Below are 5,074 nucleotides of genomic sequence, written 5' to 3'. Positions count from 1 at the left end.
CTTCCCCTCAGACGTCTCCCCCGGTCCCCGCCTCAGCTCCGGTCCGGGGCCGGGATCGTGCTTCCGGCCCGCCGCGCGCCACCGGGCGCCCGCCTGGCGGGAACCTCCCGGAGGCGGCCGGGGGACGGGCCGGGGAGCGCCGGCTATGCGTCGGTCCGCTGCTTCCCGCGCCGACCGAACCGGCCGTGCGGGTGCTTGCCGCCGGCGTCCTCCTGCTCCGCCTCCGCCTTGGCCTTGGCCTCCTTGGCCTCCTCGGCCAGCTGGCGCTTGGCGGCCGAGGCGTAGATGTCCACGTACTCCTGGCCGGACAGCTTCATGATCTCGTACATGACCTCGTCGGTCACCGAGCGCAGGATGAAGCGGTCGCCCTCCATGCCGTGGTAGCGGCTGAAGTCCAGCGGCTTCCCGATCCGGATGCCCGGCCGCATGAGCTTGGGCAGCACCTTGCCGGGCGGCTGGATGTTCTCGGTGTTGATCATCGCGACCGGGATCACCGGGGCGCCGGTGGCCAGCGTGACCCGGGCCAGACCGCCGGGCTTGCCGCGGTAGAGGCGGCCGTCCGGGGAGCGGGTGCCCTCCGGGTAGATGCCGAACAGCTCCCCGCGCTCCAGGACCTCGATCCCGCTCTTGATCGCCGCCTCGCCGGCGCCGCGGGCGCCCGAGCGGTCCACCGGAAGCTGCCCGACCCCCTTGAAGAAGGCGGCCGTCAGCTTCCCCTTGACCCCCGGCGTGGTGAAGTACTCCGCCTTGGCGATGAAGGTGACCTTGCGGGGCAGCACCGCGGGCAGGAAGAAGGAGTCGGAGAAGGAAAGGTGGTTGCTGGCCAGGACGGCCGGCCCCTCGGTGGGGATGTTCTCCAGTCCCTCGACCCAGGGTCGGAAGGTGAGCTTCAAGGCGTTACCCACCGACATCTTCATCGCACCGTAGAACAACCGAGGACCTCCTGTATCCGACGAGGAGACCTTAACCTGCCTACCCGCGGTGCGGCGCGCCGCGTACGCTGAGCCACCGGGGCCGCACGCCCCTCCCCGGCCTTCACTCTCACCGAACGGAGAACCGCGGTGCAGCTCCTTCCCGGAGCCGAGCCGTTCCGCCACGACGGCGGAGACATCGGCGTCCTCGTCTGCCACGGCTTCACCGGCTCCCCGCAGTCGGTGCGCCCCTGGGCCGACCACCTCGCGGAGCGCGGTCTGACCGTCTCCCTCCCGTTGCTGCCCGGCCACGGTACCCGCTGGCAGGACCTCGCGGTCACCGGCTGGCAGGACTGGTACGCCGAGGTCGACCGCGAGCTGCGGACGCTGACCGAGCGCTGCGGCGAGGTGTTCGTCTGCGGCCTGTCGATGGGCGGCACCCTGGCGCTGCGGCTGGCGGCCCAGCACCGCGACTCGGTGCGCGGTCTGGTGCTGGTCAACCCGGCCAACAAGATGCACGACAAGGGGTCCTTCGCGCTGCCGGTGGCCCGGCACCTGATCCGTACCGCCCCGGGCATCGCCAGCGACATCGCCAAGCCGTCCGCGGTGGAGACCGGTTACGACCGGGTGCCGCTGCACGCCGCCCACTCGCTGCGCCGGTTCTTCCGGCTGGTCGACGCGGAACTGCCGCAGGTCACCCAGCCCCTGCTGGTGCTGCACAGCCCCCAGGACCATGTGGTGCCGCCGGTGGACTCGGCCCGGATCATGGCCCGGGTCTCCTCCCGGGACATCACCGAGCGGCTGCTGGAGCGCAGCTACCACGTGGCCACCCTGGACCACGACGCCGAGCAGATCTTCGCCGAGACCACCGCGTTCATCAACCGGCTGGCCGACCCGGCCACCGCGGGGCCCGAGGCGACGGAGAGGACGGCGGCCAGTGGCGGAGCGTGACGCGGACGGTACCGGCGCCCGCGACGACGACGCCGCGTTCGCCGAGATCGTCGCCGCCTACGGGCCCGAGCCACCGGACCCGCCGGGTGCCGAGCCCTGGCCGCACACCACCGGCGTCCGCAAGGAGGTCGCGCCCACCGGCGGCCGGACCGGGCAGGACGCCGGCCCGGACGGTGAGGAGGCGAGCGGCGAACCGGAGGCGGAGCAGCGGCCCGCGCGGACCGAGCGGCCGGGCAGCTTCGTGGTCTTCGCCCCGGGGGTCGGCGGGGCCGGCCCCCGCGACTGGCAGCCCGCCGAGCCGTCCGAGGACGACTTCGACGAGACCGACGAGGGCCACTTCGTACCGCCGGATCCGCCGCTGCCGCAGCTGGACATCACCGCCCGGTTCGCCTGGCTCGCGGTGCTCGGCGGCCCGCTGCTGCTGCTCGTGGTGGTGCTGTTCCGGCTGGAGATGACCTGGTGGATGGCCACCCTGGGCGTCGGCGGCTTCCTCGGCGGCTTCGCCACGCTGGTGATGCGGATGAAGTCCGGCGACGACGAGGACGAGGACGAGGATCCGGGGCGCGGCGCGGTGGTCTAGCCCCCCGGCGTCCGACGGGTGGCCGCGGATCGAGCCGCGGCGAGGGCCCGTCGGACGCGTCCCTCGGTCTGCTGCCGGAGCGTCAGGACCCGGTGTGCTCCGCAGGCGCGTCCGCGGCGGGAGACCGGGGGATCCGGAGGGCGGCCAGCACCGGCAGATGGTCGGTGGCCGCCCTCAGGTCGTGTTCGCTGACCCCGGGCAGCCCGATGGGCACCCCGCAGCCCAGCACCTCCACCCCGGCGGTGGCGAAGACCCCGTCGATGCGCTGGTTCGGCCGCGCCGAGTGGTACGTGGCCTCACCGCCCCAGGGCTTGGCGGCCCAGCCGTCCTGGAGCGCCCCGGCCAGCCGGCCGAAACTGCGGCCGGTGGGCAGGTCGTTGAGATCGCCGGCGGCGACCGCGTACGGCACGTCCCAGCCGGTGAGCCGCTCCAGCAGCAGGCCCGCCTGCCGGTACCGCTCGTCGGCGGCCAGACTCAGATGGCAGCTGAGCACCCCGACCCGGGCGGCGCTGCCGAACCGGAGCCGGGCCAGGGCCAGGCCGCGCTGGTGCAGACCGGGGGTGCGGGGCAGCAGCACCTCCTCGGTGCTCTCCACATGGGCGCGCAGCGAGGTGAGGATCATCGGTCCGGCGGTGGTGGCGCCGCCGGTGGTGTAGGTGAGGCCGGTCTCCCGGGCCAGCCGGGCCGCCGCCTTGCGCCAGCGGAAGAAGCGCGGCGCCTCCTGGACGCACAGCACATCGGGGGCGCAGGCCCGGATCACCCGGGCGAGCGCCGCCGTGTCGTCGCGCATCGAGCGGATGTTGTAACTGAGCACGCGGACCACCGCCGCGCCGTCCGGTTCGGTCCGGGATGCCGGCAGATCCGCGAGCATCGGTCCTCAGCCCCTCTCGATCCTGGCCGCTGAACGGCCTTGACTCCTGGGTGCATTTCTACCTGGCCCAGCCCGGTCATGATCACCTCGGGGCCGGGAATCGGCCGCACGGCGCGCCCTCGAAACCGGCCCTCGGACGTAAGCCGTGGCCCTCGGGCCGGGCGTGACCCGGGTGCGCCCGCAGCCACCGGCGCACCGAACGCTATGACCCGCGGCTACCGGCACACCGGGTCCACATCCGCCGGGCGCCGCCGGGCCTCGTGGTCCGTAGCCACCGGCGCGCCGGACACGTGGTCCTTCCGCGCCTGGGGTCACCCGTCCTCGGGCCTGGTCATCCCTGGCGGGCGAGGTCCGCGGCGCCGACCAGGCCGGCCTTGCCGCCGAGCTGGGCGGCGAGCACCTGGGCGTGCGGACGCCACTGGCTGCCCACCAGCCAGCGGCGGAACGACTTGCGGATCGGGTCGAGCACCAGGTCGCCCTCGTCGGAGACCCCGCCGCCGACGATGAACGCGGACGGGTCGAAGAGCGAGGCCAGGTCGGCCAGCCCGGCTCCGGCCCAGCGGGCCAGCTCGCGGAAGGAGTCGATGGCGACCGGGTCGCCCTGCCGGGCCGCGTCACTGATGTGCTTGCCCTGGATGCCCTGCGGGGTGCCGTCGCCCAGGCCGAGCAGGATCTCCGCGTTCTCCGGTGCGGCGTTGGCACGCTGCCGGGCGTAGCGGACCAGGGCGCGCCCGGAGGCGTACTGCTCCCAGCATCCCTGGCTGCCGCAGCCGCACAGCAGTCCGTCCGGCACCACCCGGAGATGGCCGAACTCGGCGGCCACGCCGAACCGGCCGCGGTGCAGTCGGCCGCCGATGATGATGCCGCCGCCCAGGCCGGTGCCGAGGGTGATGCACACGACGTCGTCATGGCCCTGGCCGGCTCCGAAGCGGTACTCGCCCCAGGCCGCCGCGTTGGCGTCGTTCTCCACCACCACGGGCAGCCCGACACGCTGCTCGACCTTGTCCTTGAGCGCCTCGTGGCGCCAGTTGATGTTGGGGGCGAACAGCACCGTGGCCCGCTTGTCATCGACATAGCCGGCGGCGCCGATACCGACCGCCTCCACCTGGTGTCCGACGCTGACGTCGCGCACCGCGTCCGCGATGGCGTTGATGACGCCTTCGGGAGTCGACGGCGTCGGCACGGTGCTGATGTCGAGGATCGCGCCCTCTTCGTCGACCACGCCAGCCGCGATCTTGGTGCCGCCGATGTCAACGCCGATGGTGAGTCCCATGAGTCCCTCAGTTATGTGATCGAACCCCGCCGAGGCCAACGGTACCGGAGGGATCGATCAGTCGAGGTCGATGTGTTCACTACTCGAACGATCGGAACCCTTGCTCCATCGCTGCTCCTGTCCGGCGACCACAGCCCGATAGGCGGCCAGCAGCTCGTTCCCTGCCGAGGCGAGGTGGTCGAAAACCTCGGGATTGCGCTCCACGACCGGCTCGACCGCGGCCTTGGCCTGTGCGATCAACTGTTGTACGGCTCCCTGGACCGCCGCTCCGGCGACCGGCGCCTGTGCGACCACCTTCGCGGCCACCGCCTCGGCCAGCTTGCGCAGTTCCTCGGCGGCGCTCCCCGGCTCCTCCTGGCCGTACCGCGCCCGCCGGCGCGCCCGCTCGGCGGCCAGATCCTCGGCACAGGCACGCTGCCAGGCGTCCGAGTCGCCCTCGGGCGGAGTGGCCCGGTCCTCGTCGACGGGGGGCTGGGGCTCGCCGGTGG

6 protein-coding genes are annotated in these 5,074 nt (G+C 73.3%); 2 read left to right on the top strand and 4 right to left on the bottom strand.

Annotated elements, in window-relative coordinates:
• Positions 1 to 143: 143 nt before the first annotated feature.
• A complete protein-coding gene (locus tag E4099_RS28790; protein ID WP_245245272.1) occupies positions 144 to 932 on the bottom strand; it encodes a lysophospholipid acyltransferase family protein in 789 nt (262 codons plus the stop codon).
• A gap of 129 nt (positions 933 to 1,061) precedes the next feature.
• On the opposite strand from E4099_RS28790, the gene E4099_RS28785 reads away from it, so the two are divergent.
• Positions 1,062 to 1,862, top strand: a complete 801-nt coding sequence (locus E4099_RS28785) for an alpha/beta hydrolase (RefSeq protein ID WP_135342058.1) — start codon at positions 1,062 to 1,064, stop codon at positions 1,860 to 1,862.
• Entirely contained in the window at positions 1,849 to 2,442 is a 594-nt protein-coding gene (locus tag E4099_RS28780) for a hypothetical protein (RefSeq protein WP_135342057.1), read from the top strand. Before E4099_RS28785 ends, E4099_RS28780 begins: the two co-directional genes overlap by 14 nt.
• An 82-nt stretch (positions 2,443 to 2,524) precedes the next feature.
• On the opposite strand, the gene E4099_RS28775 is transcribed toward E4099_RS28780, so the two are convergent.
• From E4099_RS28775 to E4099_RS28765, 3 genes are all read right to left on the bottom strand, one after another.
• A complete protein-coding gene (locus E4099_RS28775) occupies positions 2,525 to 3,313 on the bottom strand; it encodes an endonuclease/exonuclease/phosphatase family protein (RefSeq protein ID WP_135342056.1) in 789 nt (262 codons plus the stop codon).
• Between the two features lie 331 nt (positions 3,314 to 3,644).
• Positions 3,645 to 4,586, bottom strand: a complete 942-nt coding sequence (locus E4099_RS28770) for an ROK family glucokinase (RefSeq protein ID WP_135342055.1) — start codon at positions 4,584 to 4,586, stop codon at positions 3,645 to 3,647.
• A gap of 57 nt (positions 4,587 to 4,643) precedes the next feature.
• Positions 4,644 to 5,074 (bottom strand): DUF5304 family protein (locus E4099_RS28765; protein WP_135342054.1); only part of this gene is annotated, 431 nt, incomplete at its 5' end.

The sequence above is a fragment of the Streptomyces palmae genome (assembly GCF_004684805.1).
Lineage (GTDB): Bacteria > Actinomycetota > Actinomycetes > Streptomycetales > Streptomycetaceae > Streptomyces > Streptomyces palmae.
Note: the sequence above shows the minus strand (reverse complement) of the source record. Positions and strands in the feature narration are given on the sequence as shown.

Excerpts from the sequence above, each read along its gene's own strand:
- E4099_RS28775 (WP_135342056.1), bottom strand. The coding sequence starts at position 3,313 with ATGCTCGCGGATCTGCCGGCATCCCGGACCGAACCGGACGGCGCGGCG.
- E4099_RS28770 (WP_135342055.1), bottom strand. The coding sequence starts at position 4,586 with ATGGGACTCACCATCGGCGTTGACATCGGCGGCACCAAGATCGCGGCT.